The organism is Bradyrhizobium sp. 613_E4_N2_2, from assembly GCF_052075995.1.
Taxonomy (GTDB): Bacteria; Pseudomonadota; Alphaproteobacteria; order Rhizobiales; family Xanthobacteraceae; genus Bradyrhizobium; species Bradyrhizobium barranii.
On sequence record NZ_CP197234.1, the window covers coordinates 5,614,029 to 5,636,857 of the forward strand.

The following is a 22,829-nucleotide window of genomic DNA, read 5'->3' on the forward strand; positions in this document are numbered from 1 at the left end:
GCGCAAGAGCTCGATGCTTCGTCTACCAAGACCAAATTGCGCTTAGGCGAAGCTACTCAGCGGCAGCGCAAGGTGGAACTTCCATCCGATAGCCACGATCGCTACGTCTTTGCTGATGATGGTGAACATCATCACCAGCACCATCAGCAGCATGTAGTTGCAAGTTCGGCGATCGGCGGGCCGAATATTCTCAGTACGATTTGTCGCCTGTTCATCGCAATTTTCTGCGGTTCATTCCTGTGTCTCGGCACTTCCGCCGGTTGGCGGCTGTGGGAGATCGTAGTCTTCGGGATTTGAGCCTATCTCCCTTATCCCCTTCGTGAGCTCAGTTCGGAGAGAGGTCTGGAAGTCCTCGTCGTAAGTCGCAATGCTCGCGCGGATCGCTGTTTTCCAATGATCACCACGATCCCAGGCCTCCACGAAAGCCGATGCGAGGTCGGCATGCTGACGATTGGCAGTCATGGCCTCGATGATGGATTTTGCCTGGAGGCGATCCTTCGAGCTTTTAGCGCTCGGATCGCCGTCGATCTTCCGGCGGGATCCGACGATGAGCTTGTGAACGGCGTAGCGTTCCGGCGATGGAATGAGAACTGGCACGCCGGCACCGTGCAAAAGCACCGCGCGGACCGGCTGGTGGATCAGGAAGTCGAGGAATCGTAGCGGAAACGCCGAAGCGCCGCCCAAGGCGGGCATGGGAACGGGCTTGCCTGCCTGGTCATCGGACCATTGGTTGGGCGTGAGGAATTCGACTTTGAAGTTGGTTTCCTTCGAAACGAACTGAGTTGAGACCCTGCTATCCGTTTGACTCGGCACCTCGCGAAACGTCGGATCGACCTCCTGCAGCACCTGCAAGATGGGCGGGATGGAGTCCTTGATGGCCACCGAAATCTCGTGGAATTGCGCAAAGTCGGCATCACCGGTTTGCATGGCAACTGCATCGAGGCGCCGGCCGAGAATGGCGGAGTAGCATTGGTAGGCGACCGTGCCGACGAGGACTCCCCTCATTCGGAAGAAGCCGGCTTTTGCCAATTGTTCGACGACTTGGCCTGCGAGCGCGAGCGGACGCGGCAGGTAGGCCTCGCGGACGAGTGTGGAGACGAGACGACGGCGTCCTTTGATGTCGGCCTTCAGTTCCTTGAAGGCTTCGACCCTTTTTGTGATTTCGGGATCGTCCACGGGACCGACGTAGCTACGATCCTGGCCGCCGCCATCAGGCTTGGGCTTGTCGAAGTACCAGTACTTCTTGCCCTTGACCTCGACAGCCACGAACCTGCCATCCGAGGAAAACTCGGACGTAAAGCTCTCGTCGAGGCTGCGCTGGACCAGCTCCGAATAGAGGGTCTGGTACGAGATATCGAGGGGTTGGGTTGGAGCCATGGTGGGTCCCTGAGTTATACTATTTTCGCGAAAACAGTATACCTCCCGGAACCCACCGACAAGCCAGTTATACTATTTACGCATAAATAGTATAACTATTGTAAGTCAGAGGCTTACAGCCAGATTTCCTAACTTATACCCAAACCGCGCTTTTGCCCGATCGACCAGGATATGCCGCCCCCACCGACGCTGCCGGTCACCAGCTGCCCGCGCGCTCGCTCCAGGACAGGTCGCCAAGGCACCAGCGCAAAGTCGTGGGATCGCTCGATCAGGGCGAAGCGACCGCTGTTCAGCGTCAGCATCCGCCGGTAGGTACCGCTGACGCTATCGCCGGGCTTCACGTCGCGAAATTCGAGCCCGGTTCGAGCAGAGATATCGGCCGCAGTCCTTGCCAACTCACGCACCTCGAGTGTCCGTAGCATATTCCGCGCGTAGCGTACCTGCCCCTCTTCCTCCCTTGCGAACCCTTGATCGATGAGCCATTGCCGCCTCGTGCGGAGAGCTATTTCGACCTCAGCGCCGAACCCCATGGACGCGAACGCGTCACGATCTTTCGAGACGAGCTTGCGATCGAGCCAGGTTGCGCCCACCACTTGAGGCAAGTCCTCGAGCCTTTGCCAAGAGAGAACCACGATCTGCACGGGATTGCGCGACCGGTGCAGCGCCTCGTATCGAAGCGCCCGGTCGAGGTGATCTGCGCCTACGCTCCAGCCTCCCTCAACTGATCGGCTCACCAACCCATCCTGCCGCATCGTCTCCAGACGCCGCACGTGTGCCGCGATGAACTCGCCAGAGGCCTTCCGGTCGAACTCCCGATGCAGCTGGTCGCTGTAGATGCCGCGATTGGCGTCCGCGATCCTCGCGATCGTCCGGTCGATCTCACGTGGCTCGGCAGACCGCGGTCTAAGCTCAACGATGGTATTACGTACGGGGGCGTCGTCATGACCGGCCAAAGCACCAATCTCGGCATAGTGCGTTCGTCCGTCCGCCCCATCGATCACGACATAGCGGCGTTCGCTAAGTTCATCCGAGAACCCCTCGCCGACAATCCGCCCGATCACACGCTGACCGTCCCGTGCCGGATCGAAGATCGCATAGTTCCCAGCCGCCCTTGCTAAACCCGCCTCGCCGAGCTCGCGATGCATGGTCTTGATGATGTCGCCCCGTTCACCCATACGCCTGAGCTTTGCCTCAAGCTCGGCATCGATCCGCCAGCGTCCAGGGATTTCCTCTTCGGCCAATCCCATTCGCTCAAGCGTTCGTAGCCGCCCTGTTCGTGCGGCATGCCAGGCCGAGTCCTTCTGTGGCCGCGCCCCAACGTCCAGATGGCCATCACGAGCGTCGCGCACAATCGCCCGGTCGAGGCGAGTGAGCCGCTCTGCCGTCACCTCTTGCTGCAGCTTGCGAGCCGCCTCGATCTCGGTCTCTGGGCCAAGCTCTCGGGTGATGAGGTCGGCCGCCCGCGCGCGCAAGCCGTGCGAGATGTAGTCGCGAGCGATGACGAGGTCATCTCCCTGATCGTCCCTGCCGCGCAGCACCAAATGGGTGTGCGGATGCCCCGTATTGAAATGATCGGCGGCGACCCAGTCGAGCCGGGTGCCAAAATCCTGTTCCATTTGGCGCATGAGGTCGCGCACGAACGGCTTTAGATCGGCCAGTTCCGCGCTGTCCTCAGGCGCGACGATGAAGCGAAATTGGTGGCGGTCGCTGGCGCTACGCTCGGTGAACGCCTTGGCGTCGGCGCGGTCGGCCTCGGCATCGTATAATTCGCCTGGTGTTCCCTCGCGCGTGACGCCGTCGCGTTGGACGTAACGTAGGTGCGCGCGGACAGCACCTGTCTCGCCCGACTTGATGCGGACGATGCGCGCCTTGACCACAACGCGCCGCTGGCCTGTCGCACGACCGCGTCCGGCAAGCGTTGCGCCCTGGGCGTGACCGCGACCAATCCTGCCGCCCGTGAATGACGAGGCTCGCTGCGAGCTGGCGCCGGCCTTCTGAGCCTCCTGGCGGACGCGACGGAGATAGCTCGCCGCCTTCTTCGTTTGTCGATTGCCGATCTTGCCAAGCTTTACGTCGAATTCGTCGTCGATCTCGTCCATGACCTTGCGTCCAACTCAAGAGCGCGACCGATATGTGGGGTGATCGGCAGTGCGCCAAGACGCAGACGCAATCATGCAGGAACACCATCGCTATAGGCGTGGTCTGGCGACACCCCGCATCTCGACGGCGCCAAATCTGGGATGTGCAGACAAGGAGTTAGGTGCGTCCAAGCGCCACTGCTTTTATCTTGCCCTCCCATTGACTTGCTCTGTTGGTAAGACATAGTTAGATCAATTTGAGGTTGAGCTTATTGGACGCAAATTTCGCGTTGATCGGAAGCTCTGTTCTGGCCGCGAATTGTGCGCCGCTTCTGGCGGCGACCTTGCGTACGCCGGTTGCTGCTTTTCGAAGGAATATGCGCAGGCCCCCCCGCTCGGCCGCGCGCAATAGGACTCCGAGGTTTGTTGCCTGCCGGCATTCACTTCGACGATGCGCCAGACGTTTTCGCAGGCGCCTCGCGCGACTGATCGGCTGGCGAACACTTGCGGCAGACACGCCTCGTGCATTCGCGGTCGCTTCCAGGCGACAGCGCCTGCACCTCTCAAGTCATAAACTTTTGGACCGGTTTACTGAGGCAGCATGGAACCAACAGCCACAACAGAACCAGCGACCACGACAAGCTCAGCGGCTACGAAAGAACCAGCAACCGTGGCAGGACCAGCGGCCACGACTGGACAAGCGGCTTACCCGGACAATTTTGAGGAGATGGTCCGGAAGGAGATAAGATTCATTGAAAAGCGCACCGAAGGACGCAAGATCGACCTCAAAGGCGTTGGCCCGGGCGCACCTCCGTTAGCGGTCGCGGCTCTTTCCCTGTCGGGCGGAGGCATAAGGTCGGCATCGTTCTGCCTCGGTGTGACGCAGGCGTTCAATGAGCACGGCATCTTTGGCCGTTTTGACTATCTCTCGACGGTCTCCGGCGGCGGGTATCTCGGCGCATCGATCAGCGCCACCATGAACAAGTCCGAGACCGGCGAGTTCGTGTTTGGCGAGTCCACAAGATCGAAAGATCCCGACACGGCTGCCCCCTCTGACGTCAAGGATACCGATTCCGTCGCTCACTTGCGCAACTATTCCAACTATCTCATTCCGCGCGGCGGCCGGGATGTCGTCACCGCGGTGGCGATCATCCTGCGCGGTTTGATCGCGAACGCGGCGTTGACGCTGCCGTTTATCCTCTTGGCGGCGATTCTGGTCATCGCGACCAATCCAACGCGGTCAAGCCTTCGGACGCCGGATTTCTTCGGCTACAATCTGGACTGGCTCGTACCGGTCAACAATTTTGGCATCACGTTGGCCGTCGCGCTTATCGTCACGATCCTGTTCCTGATCTGGGCTGTCAGACGGTCCTCGCCCGGTGCCAAACAATCGGAGTTCGCCTCATGGCCGCCAGTTTTCGGGGTCAGCTGTCTGTTCTTCATCGCCATGGCATTCTTCTGCGAACTTCAGCCCTATGCCCTCGAAGGAATGTTTGAGCTCTCCGAACGCACCACTGCTGCAGGTTCAAGCGAAGCGCTTCTGACCTCCGCGATCCATGGTTTGGCGGCCATCGCGACCCCGATCGCTGCCGTTGTGACGTTCTTCCGTCAGCAAATTGGGACACTGTTCAAATCCGTCACATCCTCTTCGGCGATCTCGACCAAGGCCGCCGCACTGCTCAGCGAAGCGGCGATCTGGATCGCAGGCGCGGCCATGCCGCTCTTGATCTGGATTGGCTTTCTCTATCTGTGCTACTGGGCTATCGAAAATACGGGACCTTCACCGCGTCCACGTCCCGCGGGCCCGCCTCCCATTCATGGAACGATGCAAATCGACGGGCCGGGAATCAAATTTTCAGGCTCGCTGGATTGCAGGCAGAGCGCATCTACATCGGGCGCGAACAGCCCGTGCTCTGACCGTCCTGACGAGGTCTCGCCCATCCCCGAACCGTACGGACACACACCGAGCTGGCTGCTTGGCGCGGCCAAATTGCCAAACTACCTGATCGGACAGGCAGCGGTCGGTAAGACTGCGCCAACCTGGGGCATCGCAGTCCTATACTTCGCTTTTGGAGCTTTGCTCTTTCTCATCTCCTACAAGCTCACGCCGAATGCGAATTCGCTACACCGTCTTTATCGCGACCGTCTCTCAAAGGCTTTCCTGTTCGACCCTAGCAAGGCGAAGACCCAGCGAAAACGCTTCGACGACATGGATCAGGGCCGCGATTTCGAGCCGCTCGACACCTTGCAGCTTTCCGATTTGGTCAAGGACAAGCTCAAGGGGCCTTACCAATTGATCAACGCCGCGCTCAATATTCAGGGCTCGGACTATGCCAATCGTCGTGGTCGTAATGCCGACTTCTTTCTATTTTCGCCCGCCTACATCGGAAGCGTCGCTACCACTTATTGCAAAACCGAGAAGATGGAGCTCGACACGGGCCTCGACCTTGCAACGGCAATGGCCGTCTCGGGGGCCGCGTTCTCGTCAAACATGGGCGCCAATTCCATCAAGGCACTCACAGCCACGCTCGCCTTGTTGAATGTCCGCACCGGCTACTGGTTGAAGAATCCCAAAGCGCTGTCCCAACCGGGCAAGCGCCTCACTTCAAACCGTTGGTATCTTTTGAATGAGATTACCGGGAGACTCACTGAGAACAGTGAGGACGTCTACCTGACCGACGGCGGCCACATTGAAAATCTCGGCATCTACGAGCTACTGCGCCGCCGCTGCAAGGTCATTGTCGCCGTCGATGCGGAGGCCGATCCGGCAATGCGCTTTCCCTCGTTCCTTGCGCTTCAACGGTATGCTCGCATCGACTTGGGGGTGCGTATTTGGATGCCTTGGGACAAGATCAGGAGCCGCACTATCACCAATATGGGCGATGGCGGTTCGGCGGAGAGCCCCACGATCGAAGAAGCGGGACCTCACGCAGCGATCGGTAGAATTGAGTATGACGGTGGACAGGAGGGTTGGCTCCTGTACATCAAATCGTCGTTGAGCGGAGACGAGAACGACTATGTCCGCGATTACGGCCGCCGCTACACCGCATTTCCTCATGAAACGACGGGCGACCAGTTCTTCAGCGAAGAACAATTCGAGGCATATCGCGCGCTGGGATTTCACATCGCGATCCGGTTATTGCGAGGGCAAGATCGAATGCAAGTCTATGGAACCGAGCGGCTCTTGACGATCAATGCCGAAAACCCGGCGGTCAAGGCCGTCAGGGAGGCACTCATGGACGGCGTGCTATGAACCCTGCCGCCGTGTCCGGATTGCTATTTTCCCTCAACAGAGCGCGGCCGATGCGCCTTGGGTTGATTTCGTCGGTCTTTGCGATGATCGTCGCGTCAAGTGCGATAGCACAGAGCGGAACGACCCCGCCAAAGCCTCTCAGCGCGACCGTTCCCGACCTGCTTAAGTCCAACGCTGTCGCGACTTGCGTTGACTGCGACAGGCCGTTCGACTTTCCGACACACCGGGAATTGCTTGAGGGACTGGTCGCCAATCAGTTCGTGGGCGAGCTCCGCAAGGCGCTCTACACTCAGGATATTCTACATCAGTTTGAATCGAAGGCGCATTTTGACAACTGCCATTTTGAGGGGGCGGAGACCTATCTGGCAGCGCTCATCAATGAGGTTGGCCTGGAGGCGGATGCGACGCTTGCCGCGAAAAACAAGGATGACAAGACGGAGTCGGTTGCGGCGGCGAAGCGCGCGTTCTTTGCCTTAGGGCAAGCGCTCCATGCTGTGCAGGATTTCTACGCACATAGCAATTACATCGAGCTGCAAGTTCCCAAGGTGAAAAATCCCGACGACATTGTCGTCATCGGACCCTGGCGCAAGGCCGATCAGGACACCATCATGGCGCTCAGGTCGCAGGGGCTCGTCTCGGGTTATGTGTCCTGGGGATTTCCCAAGGACTGTCCGGACGGCACGATTTCCCATCATAATCTGGCGAAGGATTCGGCCGACACGGTCAGCGGGAAGCGTCTCGTCCCGCATTTGACCAATCTCAGCTTGTATCGGCTCGCGGTATTTGTCGCCCGGAAGGCATCGGTTCAACTCGTGCAGGAAGCATTCCAGCGCTGGCCGATCTTGAAGGAGGTCAACGGCCCGAATGTCGCCTTTGAAGTCATGATTGATCGCAGAGGTCTATGACATGCGCCGCGGCCTACCCTGCCACCTGCTGATCATTACGCTTGCTTGGTTTCTGACCGATACCGCCGGAGCACAGAGTCCCGCCGCGACACCCAAAATTTCGGGCTGCCGTCTCGATAGCTCGAACAACAAATTCATACAGCCGACGATGGAGCGGGCGATCGATGCCTATGCCGTCATTGGCAAACCGCTGGCCATCACCTCTATCGCCATCAATCCGCCTGCCCCATCGACCGATGGCAAGACCTTGGATGTTTACGTCGTGATCGACGCAGCAAAGGGAGGTACGGATCCCTCAGGTTGCGCAACCCGCGTGCCCCGGGACACCGATCCGATCGATCCAATCAGCGTCCGTGGCGGTTGCGTCATCACTTCTGTCGAGCACATGGAGCTACGCTGCTCATCGAGCGCCGTGAGTATCTTTGCCAAGGCAGGCCGCAAGGAACCGCGAGAGAGCCTAGCCCTGCTATACGTCCTTTCCCACGAATTGGGCCATCTCCATCAGAAACGACTTGGTGAATATGCCGGAAGGGCCGAAAGAATCGATATTGGTCAGCCACCCGCGGCCAAGCTGGAGATCCTGCGGGCGAGCTGCGATCCGGTATCGACGAAGATGGAGGAGGAAGCCGACGCGAGCTCCTTCGAAATTCTGGTCAAGCTGGTTGGCGCCCCTCCCTATCGCGATCCGATCCTGTCCGAACGTGGCTCGGTCTATTCCAATATTGACCAACTGGCTCTCGCCGCGGATGGCTGGCAGAAACTGAACGCCCGGCGGGATTTCATAAGCCCGCAGCCTCTGCACAAGGCATTCGAGCCCACAGAGTTTCCAACGCCGGTGGCCCAGATCGAAAAAAACGCAAGGGCGTTTGTCTGCGATGTCCTTAAGGGCAAAAGGGGACAAGTCTCATATCCCGGACGTTCGATTTCGCATCCTCCAATGGAGCAACGGCTGCGGCGCATGGCCGAACAGCTCAAGCCGGTCGCCGACAAACTGCCAGCCAAGGCCGGCGATCCAAACTTTGCGCCCGTTGCCGTGCTGTATGGTGATCTAGGTCCGGTCCTTACCTTCATCTACCGGGAAACGGGCGTCTACATGGAGACACTTCAAGACCGGATCTGCACGCGGGTCAACGGACCCCGGCCCGAGGCAGGGTGTCCGTAGCCAGCTAATTGTTTGGATTCCAGGTCCAGAGCGGCCGTGCGACGCCGATAATATCGCACCGAAGCACCGCCCCGAAGTACCTCGAATCGAACGAGTGCGGGTGCGGCTGCATCAGGAAATACTCCCCTTCGACCAGCCTCACGCATCCCTCCCAGGACGGCAGCGGCCGCCCTGCCCGGTCCTTGTCCAGCACCTCGGCGATCACCTTCCCGTTGATGGAGATGGTGCCAATCGGCTCCTTGGCGCGACAGACTTCGTCGCCGGCGCTGGCCATGACTTGCTTCAGGAGCGGGACGGGCGCCGGCAGGACGTCGTGGACTAGGATCAGGATCTCGATGGTCGGCGGCGGCCTGAACACGGCCAGATCGCCCTTCGCGGGCACCCCTAGCTCGACGTAGTAGAAGCCGAGCGGCGCGCTGCCAGAGGCGTTGTAGATGATCAGCGGCTCTTCCGGCACGAACGATATCAGCGCCGTGATGATGCCGGCGGACATGGCCGAGAGCACAGCCAATTGACGCCGCCTTGGGTGATCAATCCGCATCGGAGGTCGACCTCCGCTTGCTGGCCTCAGAGTATGCGACGAGGTCTTCGATGTGGTAGCGGACATAGCGCCCGTGCTTGCGGTAGGCGGGCCCTCGTCCGTCCACCCGCATCTTCTCGAGGGTGTTCTTGGTGAGCCGCAGCCAGGCTGCGGCCTCTACGGTGTTGAGAAAGGGCTTCTCGGCTTCCTTGTCGTCGTTTCCGGTCATGCAGAAGTGTTCCTTCTTACAGCCCACGCAACCCGTAGGTGTGTGAAGAAGCGTCGTCCGATCGGGAGCGGTTTAGGGAGTGGCGAAGTTGGGCGAGGCGCATTTCGCCACTAGGCGCGCGCAAAATTGGTCTAGTGAGCGGGGAACTCGGCCAGTCGGCTAATCCGGCAAGGCCTCGTTAACCCAGGAAGTCTCGATAGCCACCTCGCATGAGCTCGTTGCCTTTCGCGACGAGCCGTCGCGTGCGGTCCTTCAAGAATTGACTATGGCTGCGCCATTCCTCGGTGACTTTCTTCTCTCCGAAGATCGTGATCGCGATCTCGCGGTAAGTCTTGCCACGACGGCTCTCATCGAGCGCGATGAGCGCGTGTTGCAAGCGCTCGTCGTTTGCAAATGGCGATCGCTGAGAGGCCTGGAAGCCCTGCTCAGTGAAGCGCTTGAGCTGCTTCAGGAGGTCCGTCTGGGCCGAGAGATCGGCGAGATCGTGCAGTTCGAAGACTGGCGCGAAGGGCAATGTCAGGGCGCGCAGGCCGTGGATTTCGAGGGGGATATGGACCCCGCCGCCTTTCAAGAGGACGAGCGGGACGCCTTCGGCGTCGATCACGGCACGTCGATCAACCTTGAAATCTGCGAGTGTCATCGCGCCGCTTTTGTCCTCCCCTGTCGGCCGAGTTGCCTTCAACCGGACCACGCGTTTGAGAGCGCTCGCATGCCAGAACACGGGCGTTTGGGCGGCATCAAGCGTGGGATTGGCGAAGGCGTGGAGGCCCCATTTCTCCGCCCGGGGAAAGCGTCTCGGCAGCCGCAACAGCTTTGTGCCGTCGATCAGCGTGATGCAAGGCAAGCGTTGTGGCACAGAGCAGCGCCAGTCTTTGGCGTAGTCCTCGTTGCGGCGCAGGAACTCCCAGGCCCAATCGCTGCCGTCATAGGCGACGGGATTGCAGCCGACAGGATCGCGGGCAGCACGATCACCGGCGCCTTCGCGCGACGGCGTGACAGAATTTTCCAATGGTCGCCCCAGCAGACAATGTCCCAATGCAGATGGTTTCGACCAATTGAGGCACGAGCGCAACTCCGAGAGAGCGGTCAAGTGAGGGCCCCCGCGACCGGTGTTCGCGGGGGCCGTTGGCGTTAGTCGCCGGGGTTCCAGATCAGGGCGAAGACGCTGTCGTCGTCCTGGCCGGCGGCTCGGCCGAGATTGGCGTAGAGCTTGCGCGGACCGAACTCGGGCGCTGCCAGCGAGAGGCCCACATAGTCCTTGCGGCTGTTCTCGCCGCGGCGGATCCAGCCTGCCCCGATCTCGACGCCCTGGGTCATGACGCGGAAGTCCGGATGGGTCTCGGCGGTCTTGTCGCGGTTGGGGATGATGTCGATGTCGGCCCTGATGGAAACCGTGCGGAGCTGGCCCTTGTAGCTGCCGTTGTCGTTCTTGGTGACGTATCCGATCGCGGTCATGGTCTTTGTCCTTTTGTGTTCGCGAGGAGCCGATCCCCTCGTGATGGCTCGACCGTGATGGGAAGCGAAACGCCTTCGAACCCGCGTTCACGCGGGGCGTAGCGCACGCGGAGCACCTGAGCCGATGGCGAAGCGGCCGCGAGGAGCCGGACTTGTCCGGCGGGGAAAAAAGCTATGCGAGCGAGGGTTTGGCAGGCGGAGCGCTTCCCATAGGTCACTCAGCCACGCGCAGGGAGATCGGACCCGCTAACACAAGGACAAAGGCCGACGCACGTCGGGATGTTTCGAGATGGCGCTCGAGGGCTACCGCAGTCTCTCATCAGTGCCTCGGCGTCGACATCATCCCCAACCGCGACAAGGCCGCCGAGACCCGCTCTGACGTTCGTGACATGCCCCGGTGTATCGCGATCGCTACAGGTTGGACCTGCTCCGGCGAAATAGCAGCAAAGACCATGTGAACCTCGCCCTGGCAGCGCCAACCTCCGGCCTGCCAGCTCTGCCGCATTCTCGGCCGGGCGGCCGGCGAGGACGACAACAGCGCTCGTCGCCTTGATCAGGAAATCCACCGACTGACGCCAACGGTCTCCGCCAGCATCGGTCGCGGGGCCCTCTCGTCACGGCTTTCTCTTAAAGGCGTCCTGCGAGCACGGAGCCGCGTGTTGGAGGCGGCTCACTTAGGATCGCCTTCTCTTGGGACTGCCTTCTCTTGAGATCGCTGTCTCATGGGGCAGCCGTTGCCTGGAATTGCCGCGGCAGCGATGCGACGGCATCGGTCGCTCTTCTCATGCAGCGCTATCTTCTCGAACAACGTCGAGCGACTCGAAAAGCGCAATCAAGCCGCCTCACTGTCAATCTTTCAAAACAGTGTTACACTTTTTTCTGTGCATACCGATTCCCGGTTTGCATCCATTGAGGATTGACGGAGGGCATATGGCTAAGAAAGCGAAGAAGGCAAAGAAGACCGTCGCGAAGAAGGCGAAGAAGGCCGCCAAGAAAAAGTAGTAGGTCTTCGGGCATCGAGACCCGCTTTCGCTCCCGCCAGAGGCACGCCCCTGAGGCATTTGGCCTTTGTGGACTTGCCACCTGATTGATCTCACGGCGATGGCTGGAACGATAGCTCGTCGTTAAGCCGGATCGTAGACGCGCCGGGCGCGATACGATCCGGCTTTGGCGTTTTGGCAATAGAGCATTGCAGGCTGCGTCAGGACGGCGTCGCTCTTTCCAGCCAATCAGAGCTTGTTCACGACGATCGTGAGGCACGACAGCAGTACGGCCGTTGACGTCAGTGCCGAGACGCTCACCACGACCTGAGCAACGCAAATACGCCTGAGCTTCACTGCATGCGGTTCGGGAAACGCCTTGAAGGGATCAACCATGGTCGGCTCCATGATGCGCTGCACGCGCTCTGCTTGGACCCTCCAATAGGCTGAGTCGTCAGAATCGCTTCCGGCTAAATTTCCACCTCGCCCGATTGACTCCAAGGCGACTCGGACACCGCAGAATTCGGGCGCAAATTGCGTCCTTGCGCCCGAATCGAGAGCGTCAAGGGCTGGTAAACAAAGGGTTAATCATCTCGCAGGCGCGGGCCGAGATAGCGATTATTTGGCGTCCTAATGACCGATCGGAAACGCCATGTAGCGCGGCACACAGGCGGCGGCCGCACGCGGCTCATCGAGGGCGCGGCTCAGGGCGCCCTCGCCTTCGCTGCGGCCGCTCGGTTGTCTTCGCTGAACGCGAGCAGAAAATCGGCGGCCTTGGAGGCTTTGCTTGCGGCCCGAAAAATTGCGCGGCTGTCGCTGCGGAGCACGTCCAGCCATGAACCGAGATAGTCGGCATGCCGGACCGTCGGCTTGATGGAGAGCGCGGCGCAGACAAAAGCGGCGGTCAACTCGGCGACCAATTCCTCATGGGCGTAAGGTTTCGAGCCGAAGGTACCCGTGAGGTCGCGGTTCAACCTGTTGGGATGGCCGGTCCAGTGTCCGAGCTCATGAAAGAGCGTCCGATAGAAGTTGATCTGCTCGAAGAATGCCGGCTGTGGCGGGATGTGAACGGTATCTGCCAGCGGCAGATAGAATGCGTCCGCGCCGCCGATGCGGATATCGGCAAGCGTTGCCTTGGCGAGCGCCTCGGCCTGCGGCACGAGCTGCCGCTCGGGCAGTTCGGGTGACGCGAGGCTGAGATCGGCCGGCAATTGGTCGCATTGATCCAGATTGAAAACCGTGTAGCGGCGCAGGAAGGGAATACTTGCCTCCCCCTCCTCCGCCTGCCCCTCTTTGCCTCGGCGCGCAGAATCTTGCGCGCGCTTGGGGACGAAGCGGTCGGCATAACAGACCGTCGTGCCATGCTCTCCTTTGCGTACGGTGCCGCCGAGGGCTGATGCCTGATTGAAGGTGAGCCACCTTTGAGAGGTGAAGCCGGATTCAAACATCTTGCCCCACAGGATCAGGATATTGATCCCGGAATAGGGATTGCCGGTCGCGGCATTGCTGGGCAACGCAAACGCCTTGCTCTCACCACTCGCGCCCCAGGGTCGCGCCCATGGGAAGGTGCCGGCCTCCAGGTCGGCGATGATGTGCGAGGTGATTTCTTCGTAGAGGCTCGGTTTGGTCGCTGTCGTGCAATCAATCTTGCGGCCCTTGGCCATGATGATCTCCATCCACTCTTCTTCCGCAACCTGCCCCCGGAAGGCGGGGTGGGCGGCGAAGAGCGACCGGAAAGCCCCGAACGCCTGAGGTGGGCCGCACCGGAACGGCCGGAGCGCGAGCGGAGGACCGCGCCATTATCATGATCGTCCTGGAGGAGCAGAGAGGGGCGCGGTTGCGGCTCACCGGTTCGGGGCTATGCGGGAGCGCCGCCCACCCCGTCTTCGGGGGTAAAAACAAGCGCAGGCCGCTTGCGGCCGGCTTCATCAAAGAGCGCCTCCGGCGACAATTCTGCTGTGTGGATTATCGCGTCAAGTCACTCGTCAGATTTGGAGATATCGGACGACGACTCCATCATGGTCCTACGCCAGGGATCGAAGCCGGCAGGCCGAGACCGAAAGGGCTCGGTTCATATGTGGACGGCCCCCGACTTGCAAGGACGGTTCTAGCAGCTTGCTCGGATCGCTTGCGCTCATATGTCCGGCCTGTTTTCGGGTCTTACGACCACCGGCCAAGATGGGCTCCGCGGACAGTGAGATCCAAACACGAGAGCGGCATTTTCTGCCGGTAAACCGAGCGGAGCATTTTACTAACCGGCTCGCGCCGAACGTACCACCTCTTACTATCCTGCAAGTTCCGCCCTTAGTGTCAAACCTGCCGGTCTGGCGCCAAGCTCTGCTTTTCGTTCAAGTCTCTGTCGGCATCGGCATGACGCTGCTTGCAGGTCGATACCGCTCGCGGCTGACCATCAGTTTCCAGGCAATCCGCGCCAGCTTGTTTGCCAACGCTATGGCCCCTAGCTTCAGCGGCTTGCGTGCGATGATGTCTTTCAGCCAGGGCCAGGAGCGAGTTTCCGTCGGCGCATATCCGCGATCACAGCCGTCGCGCCAGCCACTAAAACGGTTCGCAACAAACCTGCCCGCGCCTCAACTTACGCCGTAAAAACCAGCTGCTCTGTCCCGTCAACGCCATGCAGCTGAAATACAATCTTCGACGTATCCAGGCCGATGCGAACAATCGTTTCCACGGGCGGCTTCTTCGTTTGAGGTCAGCGACGACCTCATCTTGCCACGCAGTGTGGCGGAGGGGGGCCGTCTCCCCAACACGAGAGACCGCTGCTGGCCCTTGGCCGCACGCGTCTACGCGCAAACACCACTCCAGCCAGTCGTGAACCACTATGTGGCGTCATTGGCGATGATGACACCGAATTGCTGCGCGCCTCGTGGGGTGGCGCCGTCAGCGGGGCCTTTTCTGAGAGAACGTCGTGACGAGGAGAAAGTACACCGGTCGCTACCGACACGCACTGCCGGCGCTCGGCCTCACTAATGGAAGGTCGGCATGGCAAAATTGACGTCCGCGCGAATGTCTGTGGGCCATCGTGTCGTAATCGTCTTCAATTGCGTGTAGAAGCGCACTCCCTCTGGACCGTGGATATGATGACCACCGAACAGAGAGGCCTTCCATCCTCCAAAGGAATGGAAAGCCATGGGAACGGGGATAGCAACATTGACCCCCACCATGCCGACGCGTATCCGATGCGCGAATTCACGCGCTGCTTTCCCATCACGGGTAAAGATCGCAGTACCGTTGCCAAATTCGCTTCGATTGATCAGGCTGGCGGCAGCTTCGAAGCTTTCCGCACGCACGACGCAAAGCACTGGTCCGAAGATCTCTTCTCTGTAGATCGTCATGTTCGGCTCAACTTGGTCGAAGAGAGAGCCCCCAATAAAATACCCCCCTTCGTGACCCTGCATCTTGAAACCACGACCGTCGATCAGCAGGTTTGCGCCCTGGGTCACGCCCGATTGGATGTAAGCGCAGACCCTCTCTAGATGCTGTTTTGTTATCAATGGCCCAATCTCAGCGTCAGGATCGGTCGCCGGTCCGATCCTGAGCGCACGCACCCTGGGGGCCATCCGCGCGATCAATTCGTTAGCCGTATGTTCGCCGATTGGCACCACCACGGAGACCGCCATGCAACGCTCGCCTGCCGCTCCATAGGCCGCTCCCATCAAGGTATCTGCAACCTGATCCAAATCCGCATCGGGCATGACGATCATATGGTTCTTTGCACCACCTAGCGCTTGACAGCGCTTTCCGAAGCGGGCTGCGGTCTCGTAGACGTATCGAGCGATCGGCGTCGACCCGACGAAACTCACTGCCGCAACATCCGGGTGTACTAAGAGTGCATCGACCGCTTGTTTATCGCCCTGAACGACATTGAATACTCCTGGCGGAAGGCCGGCCTCGGTTAGCCACTCGGCGAGCAGGATCGCGGCAGAAGGAACGCGCTCCGAAGGCTTCAATATGAAGCAGTTACCGCAGGCAAGAGCGACTGGAAACATCCACATGGGGACCATCGCGGGGAAGTTGAACGGCGTAATCCCTGCAACGACCCCAATCGGCTGTCGGACCGAATGACTGTCAACCCGTGTTCCGACGCTTTCGGTAAACTCCCCTTTCAGAAGCTGCGGGGCACCGGTCGCGAACTCAACAACTTCAATGCCTCTTTGCACTTCGCCCATCGCATCAGCGAGCACCTTGCCATGCTCCGCGCTAATCAGAGCTGCCAGGCGTTCTGCCCTTTCCTCCAGAAGCCGCAAGAACTTATTGAGAATTCGTGCTCGCCGCAGGGGAGTAATCTCCGACCAGATCGCGAAAGCCGCAGCCGCGCTCGCAACCGCGCGATGAACGTCCGAGCCGGATGCAAGAGGTACCAATCCCGAGTGCTCGCCTGTCGCCGGATTGAAGACCGTTGAGGTCCGTCGCCCCTGACCTATGCACCGCCGCCCATCGATGTAATGGCCAATGTATTTCGCCATACCCACTTCTCCCTACCGTTACATCAGATTGTTCGGCCTGCCGAAGAACACTCCGAGAGCTTCCGTCGACCTCAGCGAGCAACGAAAACCATGAGCCAAGAACTGTATCAGCGACGTCGCAAGTCACGCTCATCGTTTGGCCCCGGTCGCTCGATCGATTCAAGCGAGACTTCCGACTTTGCCAAGAACAATAGATGGTCGCACATCCGAGCGCCCCCTGATGAACGTCAGTACGTTCTCGTTCAACCAAGATAATCCGGTCGCTATTCGCTGCGCGTCGCTCCGACGCCGTCCATCCTCTTTCGTGATCGCTTAGTCAGATCGACCATCCTGAAGTGCTCGGGTGACACCAGTTCGTAAGCCCGCGCCGTGGCGAGTACGCCTGAGTCATTTCCTCGTGCGCCAACAAATTGCAGTCCAATTGGAGCTCCAGAAGCCGTCATTCCGCAAGGAACTACGCACGCAGGCTGCTGGCTCAGATTGATGGGAAAGCTGAAGGATGCCCACTCGGTCCAATGGCTAAGGCCACTACCTTCTGGCACATCTCGCCCGGCTGCGAACGGAGGAATGGCGGCGGCTGGAGAGACCAACACATTGTAACTCTCGAGCAACTCGTCCATGAAGGTGCCGAATTCGGCGCGAAGCACTTGGGCAGCCACCAGGGTAGCAGCGCTGTACTCCCGGCCTTTCGCCGCGGCCAACAGGAAGCCGGCATCGTATACTTCGGAGGCAACTTCGCCCGCTGAGACGAGCCGATTGGCGGCCCCCGAAAACCAGTGGATATGGAACAGCTCAAGAAGATCAATGGAAGGCAATTCGACCGGCTCGACGATCGCTCCCCACTCCTCCATTCGCCGAACCGCAGCCGCCACACTCAATTCGACTTCCCTGTCGACGTGTCCTACAGGGGGAGTTGACCAGTATCCGATCCGCATCCCCGTAAAGTCCGCCTGCCGCTTCCCCAATCTTGGTAATTTGCCTGCGCCCTGCGCCCAGTCGCGCAAGTCGCGCCCAGACATCGCCTCAAGCATGGCTTCAGCATCGCCAACGCTTCGTGCCATCGGACCGATGTGCGCCACTGTTCCAAAAGCGCTGGGAGGATGAGCGGGCACACGTCCGAATGACGGCTTATGTCCGACTATACCGTTGAACGACGCCGGAATGCGTATCGAGCCACCGCCATCGCTACCCAAATGAAGGCTGCCCGCTCCGACAGCTGCGGCTACCGCTGCTCCTCCGGAGGATCCTCCTGCCGTCATCGAAGGATCCCAGGCGTTGCGCGTCACGCCAAAGAGAGGAGAGTCGGTAACCGCCTTCCAGCCGAATTCCGGCGTTGTTGTCTGCCCGATGAAGATCGCGCCTGAGCGGCGCAGCCTCTCGACCGACGGCGCATCCCTTTCACACGGCGAAGCTGTCGTCGTGCGGCTGCCGCACCGAACCGACCACCCCTCGACCCAGACGATGTCCTTAATCGTTGTCGGGATGCCATCGAGGTCTGACAAGGGTGCGCCGGACCTCCAGCGAGCTTCGGACCGACGCGCCTCATTCCTAGCCCGATCCCGGTCGATAAACGTGAACGCGTTCAGCTCCCCGTTGACTGCCTCAGCTCTCTCCAAAGCGGCTTCGGTCACCTCAATCGGTGACAATGTCCCCTTCCTATAGGCGGAAAGCACCTGGGCTGCATTCAGCCCACATATGTCGGTCCCATCAGGCGGACTGAAGACGTCCATAGACACTGCTTTTCCCTCTCTCACAGTCAGGAGCGGTCAAACTCGGCTCCGTCCGGCGAGCATTAGGAATTTACGAGCTGGTCATAAAATGCATAATTTGTAGAAAGACCATCGATCAACTGTAGGGAACGCCTTGTGGATCTTACGATTCGGCAAATTCGATACGTAAGCGAAGTCGCCAGGCTTGGCAGCATGCACGCAGCATCGGTGAGTTTGCGGATCTCGCAATCGTCGATCCTTGCGGCGATTGAACTTGCTGAAACCGAAATGGGCGCTCGAATCTTTGAGAGGCGTCCCTCACGCGGGGTCAGAGTAACCCCGGCGGGAGAACGCTTTATCTGCGCAGCCCGCTCGATGCTGACCGCCGATGCAGAATTCAAAAGGACGATAGCTCGCTTGGGAGGACTGAGCACGCCGGCAATCCGCATTGGCTGCTTCAATCCTTTCGGCGCACTTTTCATTCCCGACACACTGAAGCGCTACATCGAGCGCGTTGGGCCGGTTGAGATTTCTGTGCTCGAGGGAGACCAGTTGCAGTTGCGAGAATGGTTCGCAAACGGAGCGGTCGACCTGGTCGTAACTTATGATATCGGACCGCACTTCAAAGAGAACACAACACGCGTCTGTAAAGTACCTGCGCATGCGCTAATTTCGCGATCCGACCAACTCGCGCGTCAGCCGGCCGTATCTATCGCAGAATTGGCAACTCGGCCTTTGGTTCTGTTGGATTTGCCACAGACCGCGCTGTATCTCCTTACATTGTTCGATGTGCTGGCAACTCAACCAACGATCGGCTTCCGCACGCGCAACTACGAGACTATCAGGACCTCTGTTGCGTGCGGGTTTGGAGTTTCTGTGCTCAACATGCCCCCACTGGGCCACGCTTCCCCGGACGGCACTGAGCTTATCCGGCTGCCGATAACTGACGATCTGCCCGCACCCACGCTCGTCATCGCCGACGTTTACGGATCGAATAAGCCCGAATACGTGCGAGTCCTCATCGACGTTATCCGTGAGTTCTTTCGAGATCTCGGCCCGCACGGATTCGCTATCGCAACTTTGAAGAATGAAGAAACGCTTTTCGACGTTTAGCCAACGTCCCTTTTGGCGCACTTGGTTACAGACCGACAACTACCCGATGCGAGCGGGAGCACACCTCACTCACGCCCCTCAACCAAGGGGCAAGTTTAGCGATCCATCCCGGCCCGCTCTTGACCCAGTGCGGACATTGCTCCACCGAGCCTAGCAATCACTTTTGGCTCTCTTCCGCCCCTTGGCCTATGTCGTCGTGCGCAGACCGACCGCTGGCTTCAAATCCTCGGCTGAAGCGTCGCCCCCCTGATGATCCCGGTGTCTTCCGCGCCCATCGGCGTGAAATCGACGCACATGTCTGCTCCCAGGATCGCGGCCGCACCGGCCCGGGCGACAGCGAGATCCTGTGTGCCTGATCCGGAGCCCGCCGCCACTGCGCCAAGGATGAACCCATCGACGCGGATCGGGAGACCACCGATCAGATTGGTCCAGCGATTTTCATGCGCGAGAGTGACCTGGATTTCCACGTCCGCGTGAGCGCCGCCGGTCGGCGAGCCAGACAGTGCCGACGTCCGTGCCTTGTTGATGGACGAGGTCACGCTAAGTCCCTTCGAGCCGTCCATGCGCCCGAACGCCAGCAGATTGCCGCCGGTATCGACCACTGCGATGCACATCGGCTGTCCAATGCGGGTCGCCTCGCCGATTGCCGCGTTGAGCACCTTAAGCGCGCCTTCGAGGGTCAGCGTCCGTGCTTCCTTGATGTCGGTCATGCCAGTCCAATCGAGAATTCCCGCGCCAGGGTGCGCGCTGCTGCGACCAATGCCGCATCGCCGCCGCGCCAGCCAATGAGGGACAGCCCGACCGGAATAGAGCCGGATGTAGCGACGGGCAGGCTGACCTGTGGAAGGCCCGTCAGGCCCGCGATACCGGTCAGGTCGACAATCCGCTGTACCGCCGCGCGAATGTCCGACAGGCGCGCGTCGCGGCCTATCGGCAGAATGGGCGAGGTCGGCAGGCACAGCATGCGGCGCCCCTCGAGCAAATCGTTGAGCCGCTTCGATGCGCACTCGCGGAAAGCCTTGGCGGCCGAGAGGTCACTCGATTCAATGCGGCCTTCGTCGGCAAACGCGCCGGCTACCTCCGACGAGAAGCGCGGGTTCACGCGATCGATCCAATCCCGAAACGTGGTGTGGAATTCACACTTCTGCAGGATGCGCTGGTGGCGCGCCCAGTCGAGGAGCGCGCCTTCGGCCAATGGCGACGCGGTGATCGCCACTGCATCGCGCATCCGATCAACAACCGGTTGCAAGGCGCGCCTTACCGGCTCGTCGGCGATGGCAAAACAGTCGGCCGCAACGACGATCTCGCTGGGCAAGACATCGGGCGCCTGCTCTCCGAGTAGCACCGCGCCGACCCGGCCGAAAGTCAGGGCATCGCGAGTGAAATAGCCAACGGTATCGAATGATGGTGCCTGGGGCATCATGCCGGCGATGGAGATACGACCATGAGTCGGACGCAGGCCGTAAATTCCGCAGAAACTCGCGGGGATGCGCACTGAGCCGGCGGAGTCGGTACCCAAGGCAAAATCAGCCAGGCCGCCGGCAACAGCGGACGCGGAGCCGCTCGACGAGCCGCCCGGTACACGGTCCGGCGCGCGCGGGTTCAGCGGCGTGCCGTAAAACTTGTTGATGCCAAGCAGCCCGAGCGAGATCTCGTCGGTGATGGTCTTGCCCGTCAGCGAGGCGCCGGCGCCCAGCAGAGCGTCGACGGCCCAGGCGTCGGCCTTTGCGATCTCGTGGGTGGCAGCCCAGTCCGGATTGCCGCAGCCGGTCACGCCGCCTGCAACATCGAACAGGTCCTTGACCGCGAAGCTCAAGCCCGAAAGTGGCCCTGAGCCGTGCGGCGCCCGTTGGATGATGGGGCCTGGAACGAAAGCGCCGAGCGTGTCTTGCACGGTGTTTCCCCGAGGAATGGCAAGCGCCCCCGTTCGAGCGCGCTTGCCGTCCTCTCATTCCTTGTAGAGTTTGCGGAAATCCGGATGCGTGTGAAACCAGTACTCAAAACCCTTGACGTTCTTCTGCACCGCATAGTCGGCAAACCGCGTGTAGAGCGGGATGCGAGGCAAGTCGGTCATGACGATGTCGACCATCTTGTTCAGGCTTGTCTTGTAGATCTCGGGATCGCGGGTGAAGCGCGCCTGGTCAATCACCTTGTCGAGGTCGGGATTGACGTAGTTGGCAGTGTTGAACACGGAGTTGTTGCCGCCGTGGAAGGTCCAGAAGAAGAAATAGTCGGGGTAATCGAGCCAGCCATAGAATTCGGCGATGACCATCGGCATCGTCTTGCTGGCCATCTGGGCAAACCAGTTCGAGCCCGGGACCTTCTCGATCGTGAGTTCGACGCCGATCGTCTTGAGCGCCTCCTGGATCAAGATGGCAGTCGGCTCGCGCACGGTGGATTCGCTGAGATCGATCGACAGCGTGGTCTTGAAGCCGTTGGGGAACCCGGCCTCGGTCAACAGCTGCTTGGCCTTCGCAAGATCCTGGCCATGCTTGATCGGAACGGGCCACGTCGCGTCGGGATAGGGTTTGTCAGGGTCACCACCGAACATCGGCTTGGCGCGGTTATAGAGCGCGGAGCTGACGATCTCCTTGTAGGGGATGGCGTAGGAGATCGCTTCGCGCACCTTGGGATTGTCGAACGGTGCGATCTTCACATTCATATCGACGAACACGAGGTCGTTCTGCACCGGCACGCCGATGATCGTCACCTTCCCCTGCTCTGCCAGTTCGGCATAGTCCTTCGGCGGAAGGCCGACCGACATATCGACGTCGCCCTTCTCCAGCAGCGCGCGACGCGTACCGGCCGAGGCGATCTGCCGATAGACGACGCGCTTGAGTTGGGGCAGCGGGCCGGACTTCCAGGCGTCGAAGCGGGTAAAAACAGTCTGCTGGCCGGGCGACCAGGACTCCACCTTGTAGGCACCGCCGCCGCAATCGTTGCGTGACACCCACTCGAACGCCCACGGGTCTTGCGCTGTCGCGTGCTTCTTGGCCAGCTCGGAATTGACGATGACGGGCACCGGCACGACGAGGTCAGGCATCGTCAGCTTGTTGAACTGATCGAACGTCGCCTTGAAGGTGTGATCGTCGACCACCGTGAACTGTTCGGGCTTGACCAGGGATCCCGCCGCCATTTGCACCGCCGGAAAGCCGCCGGCGGCGATGGCGCGATCGAACGACCATTTGACGTCCTTGGCGGTGACCGGGCTGCCATCGTGGAACGTCGCGTCCTTGCGCAGATGGAAAATGTAGGTCTTGCCGTCCTCGCTGGCTTCCCAGCTCTCGGCCAGCTCTGGCGTCATGACCTTGGCGTCGTAGGATACCGTGCCGTCGGCCAGCTTTTTCTCGCCGTGGCTGACGAGCCGGTCGTAGGCCTGCCACACCACCATGCGGCTGTGATCGTTGGCGGTCGGCACCATCGTGTCGAGACCGTTGGGGCCCATTTCGGACACGATCACCATCGTGTCCTTGGCAATTTCGGCCGCGCGTGCGGAAGCGCCGGGCCAGACAACGGACGCTGTGAGCAGCGCCGCTGTAGCGAGACTACGATCGAACTTCATAT

Annotated in this window: 17 protein-coding genes and 2 pseudogenes; 4 read left to right on the forward strand and 15 right to left on the reverse strand. The window is 60.3% G+C overall.

The window, feature by feature from the left end:
- Window positions 1–231: 231 nt before the first annotated feature.
- Together AB7290_RS27210 and rlxS are read right to left on the reverse strand one after the other, a co-directional pair.
- Entirely contained in the window at window positions 232–1,377 is a 1,146-nt protein-coding gene (locus AB7290_RS27210; RefSeq protein WP_085404898.1) for a nucleotidyltransferase family protein, read from the reverse strand.
- A gap of 128 nt (window positions 1,378–1,505) precedes the next feature.
- Window positions 1,506–3,476, reverse strand: a complete 1,971-nt coding sequence (rlxS, locus tag AB7290_RS27215) for a relaxase/mobilization nuclease RlxS (protein ID WP_085404899.1) — start codon at window positions 3,474–3,476, stop codon at window positions 1,506–1,508.
- A 649-nt stretch (window positions 3,477–4,125) separates the two neighbouring features.
- On the opposite strand from rlxS, the gene AB7290_RS27220 reads away from it, so the two are divergent.
- Genes AB7290_RS27220 through AB7290_RS27230 form a run of 3 tightly spaced genes read left to right on the forward strand, consistent with a single transcriptional unit; the run spans window position 4,126 to window position 8,775 of the window.
- A complete protein-coding gene (locus AB7290_RS27220; protein WP_441254205.1) occupies window positions 4,126–6,708 on the forward strand; it encodes a patatin-like phospholipase family protein in 2,583 nt (860 codons plus the stop codon).
- Window positions 6,705–7,613 (forward strand): HET-C-related protein, encoded by a 909-nt coding sequence (locus AB7290_RS27225; protein ID WP_144030850.1) that lies wholly within the window; start codon window positions 6,705–6,707, stop codon window positions 7,611–7,613. The genes AB7290_RS27220 and AB7290_RS27225 overlap by 4 nt, the downstream gene beginning before the upstream one ends.
- A complete protein-coding gene (locus AB7290_RS27230) occupies window positions 7,594–8,775 on the forward strand; it encodes a hypothetical protein (RefSeq protein ID WP_441254206.1) in 1,182 nt (393 codons plus the stop codon). Before AB7290_RS27225 ends, AB7290_RS27230 begins: the two co-directional genes overlap by 20 nt.
- A 4-nt stretch (window positions 8,776–8,779) precedes the next feature.
- Here the strand turns inward: AB7290_RS27230 and AB7290_RS27235 are convergent, their stop codons facing one another.
- The 10 genes and pseudogenes from AB7290_RS27235 to AB7290_RS27280 form a co-directional block, all read right to left on the reverse strand.
- Window positions 8,780–9,280: a S26 family signal peptidase gene (locus AB7290_RS27235; protein ID WP_245344264.1), complete on the reverse strand. Its 501-nt coding sequence runs from the start codon at window positions 9,278–9,280 to the stop codon at window positions 8,780–8,782.
- Window positions 9,281–9,305: 25 nt separating this feature from the next.
- Complete coding sequence (locus tag AB7290_RS27240) at window positions 9,306–9,524, reverse strand: helix-turn-helix domain-containing protein (RefSeq protein WP_028152368.1); 219 nt, start codon at window positions 9,522–9,524, stop codon at window positions 9,306–9,308.
- 178 nt (window positions 9,525–9,702) lie between these two features.
- Window positions 9,703–10,614 carry a DNA -binding domain-containing protein gene (locus tag AB7290_RS27245; RefSeq protein ID WP_441254207.1) on the reverse strand — a complete coding sequence of 304 codons (912 nt, stop codon included), beginning with the start codon at window positions 10,612–10,614 and terminating at the stop codon, window positions 9,703–9,705.
- A gap of 41 nt (window positions 10,615–10,655) precedes the next feature.
- Entirely contained in the window at window positions 10,656–10,979 is a 324-nt protein-coding gene (locus AB7290_RS27250; protein WP_085404904.1) for a DUF736 domain-containing protein, read from the reverse strand.
- A 1,229-nt stretch (window positions 10,980–12,208) separates the two neighbouring features.
- Entirely contained in the window at window positions 12,209–12,355 is a 147-nt protein-coding gene (locus AB7290_RS27255) for a hypothetical protein (protein ID WP_155256151.1), read from the reverse strand.
- Window positions 12,356–12,663: 308 nt separating this feature from the next.
- The gene (locus AB7290_RS27260) at window positions 12,664–13,635 is read right to left on the reverse strand and encodes an ArdC family protein (RefSeq protein WP_441254208.1); all 972 of its coding nucleotides are present in this window, start codon (window positions 13,633–13,635) and stop codon (window positions 12,664–12,666) included.
- A 672-nt stretch (window positions 13,636–14,307) separates the two neighbouring features.
- Window positions 14,308–14,552 (reverse strand): annotated as a pseudogene (locus AB7290_RS27265) (IS110 family transposase); the annotation flags it as partial.
- A pseudogene (locus AB7290_RS27270) lies at window positions 14,534–14,648 on the reverse strand (IS110 family transposase); the annotation flags it as partial. The pseudogenes AB7290_RS27270 and AB7290_RS27265, both read right to left, overlap by 19 nt.
- Before the next feature lie 295 nt (window positions 14,649–14,943).
- Window positions 14,944–16,443: a CoA-acylating methylmalonate-semialdehyde dehydrogenase gene (locus AB7290_RS27275; protein ID WP_085404905.1), complete on the reverse strand. Its 1,500-nt coding sequence runs from the start codon at window positions 16,441–16,443 to the stop codon at window positions 14,944–14,946.
- A gap of 263 nt (window positions 16,444–16,706) precedes the next feature.
- On the reverse strand, window positions 16,707–18,173 hold the full coding sequence (locus AB7290_RS27280) for an amidase (protein ID WP_085404906.1): 1,467 nt from the start codon (window positions 18,171–18,173) through the stop codon (window positions 16,707–16,709).
- Window positions 18,174–18,308: 135 nt separating this feature from the next.
- Between AB7290_RS27280 and AB7290_RS27285 the strand changes: the two genes are divergently transcribed.
- On the forward strand, window positions 18,309–19,265 hold the full coding sequence (locus AB7290_RS27285; protein WP_028152372.1) for a LysR family transcriptional regulator: 957 nt from the start codon (window positions 18,309–18,311) through the stop codon (window positions 19,263–19,265).
- Window positions 19,266–19,483: 218 nt separating this feature from the next.
- On the opposite strand, the gene AB7290_RS27290 is transcribed toward AB7290_RS27285, so the two are convergent.
- Genes AB7290_RS27290 through AB7290_RS27300 form a run of 3 tightly spaced genes read right to left on the reverse strand, consistent with a single transcriptional unit; the run spans window position 19,484 to window position 22,827 of the window.
- Window positions 19,484–19,975 (reverse strand): GlcG/HbpS family heme-binding protein, encoded by a 492-nt coding sequence (locus AB7290_RS27290; protein WP_063629876.1) that lies wholly within the window; start codon window positions 19,973–19,975, stop codon window positions 19,484–19,486.
- Window positions 19,972–21,159: an amidase gene (locus AB7290_RS27295; protein ID WP_085404907.1), complete on the reverse strand. Its 1,188-nt coding sequence runs from the start codon at window positions 21,157–21,159 to the stop codon at window positions 19,972–19,974. The genes AB7290_RS27290 and AB7290_RS27295 overlap by 4 nt, the downstream gene beginning before the upstream one ends.
- A gap of 54 nt (window positions 21,160–21,213) precedes the next feature.
- Window positions 21,214–22,827 carry an ABC transporter substrate-binding protein gene (locus tag AB7290_RS27300; protein ID WP_028159863.1) on the reverse strand — a complete coding sequence of 538 codons (1,614 nt, stop codon included), beginning with the start codon at window positions 22,825–22,827 and terminating at the stop codon, window positions 21,214–21,216.
- Between the last annotated feature and the right edge of the window lie 2 nt (window positions 22,828–22,829).

Excerpts from the sequence above, each read along its gene's own strand:
- AB7290_RS27255 (WP_155256151.1), bottom strand. The coding sequence starts at position 12,355 with ATGGTTGATCCCTTCAAGGCGTTTCCCGAACCGCATGCAGTGAAGCTC.
- rlxS (WP_085404899.1), bottom strand. The coding sequence starts at position 3,476 with ATGGACGAGATCGACGACGAATTCGACGTAAAGCTTGGCAAGATCGGC.
- AB7290_RS27240 (WP_028152368.1), bottom strand. The coding sequence starts at position 9,524 with ATGACCGGAAACGACGACAAGGAAGCCGAGAAGCCCTTTCTCAACACC.
- AB7290_RS27280 (WP_085404906.1), bottom strand. The coding sequence starts at position 18,173 with ATGGACGTCTTCAGTCCGCCTGATGGGACCGACATATGTGGGCTGAAT.
- AB7290_RS27225 (WP_144030850.1), top strand. The coding sequence starts at position 6,705 with ATGAACCCTGCCGCCGTGTCCGGATTGCTATTTTCCCTCAACAGAGCG.
- AB7290_RS27275 (WP_085404905.1), bottom strand. The coding sequence starts at position 16,443 with ATGGCGAAATACATTGGCCATTACATCGATGGGCGGCGGTGCATAGGT.
- AB7290_RS27250 (WP_085404904.1), bottom strand. The coding sequence starts at position 10,979 with ATGACCGCGATCGGATACGTCACCAAGAACGACAACGGCAGCTACAAG.
- AB7290_RS27210 (WP_085404898.1), bottom strand. The coding sequence starts at position 1,377 with ATGGCTCCAACCCAACCCCTCGATATCTCGTACCAGACCCTCTATTCG.
- AB7290_RS27260 (WP_441254208.1), bottom strand. The coding sequence starts at position 13,635 with ATGGAGATCATCATGGCCAAGGGCCGCAAGATTGATTGCACGACAGCG.
- AB7290_RS27300 (WP_028159863.1), bottom strand. The coding sequence starts at position 22,827 with ATGAAGTTCGATCGTAGTCTCGCTACAGCGGCGCTGCTCACAGCGTCC.
- AB7290_RS27290 (WP_063629876.1), bottom strand. The coding sequence starts at position 19,975 with ATGACCGACATCAAGGAAGCACGGACGCTGACCCTCGAAGGCGCGCTT.